This window comes from Desulfofundulus thermobenzoicus, assembly GCF_009428905.1.
Taxonomy (GTDB): domain Bacteria; phylum Bacillota; class Desulfotomaculia; order Desulfotomaculales; family Desulfovirgulaceae; genus Desulfofundulus_A; species Desulfofundulus_A thermobenzoicus.
On record NZ_WHYR01000230.1, the window covers coordinates 1 to 421 of the forward strand.

The following is a 421-nucleotide window of genomic DNA, read 5'->3' on the forward strand; positions in this document are numbered from 1 at the left end:
CAACATAAGGTGTTATCATCTTTTGATTTTCAACATCAACTATTAATTGTTCATCTGTCAGCTCACCATTGTATGGGTATGTTGGGACCTCAAAATAAACAGTAGCTTTTTCGGCTGCAACTTTTGAAAGCAATGCCAATGAGTGATCATTAAGAACACAGTATCGTATATACCATCTGTCGGCGTTTATTTTTCTTTTTCTTATTAAATACACTACCTTCTTGAAAAAATTTTCATCCCCATATGGGGTATGACGATAAAGCGTTTCTCGCCCTATTTCTCTCCCATCAACAAAATCAGTCAAGATAATGTCCGAGCCATCCATACACAATAGAGAAATGCTTACGTTATTCTTTGACATATGAATGCTCTGCGCGTAAACTTTTTTCCTTACACCAATTAGACCTTTTGTCTTTAGATT

1 protein-coding gene is annotated in these 421 nt (G+C 35.6%); it reads right to left on the reverse strand.

Going from position 1 to position 421, the window contains the following annotated elements:
* Nucleotides 1-361 (reverse strand): hypothetical protein (locus GFC01_RS18380; RefSeq protein ID WP_207707664.1); only part of this gene is annotated, 361 nt, incomplete at its 3' end.
* Nucleotides 362-421 lie beyond the last annotated feature (60 nt).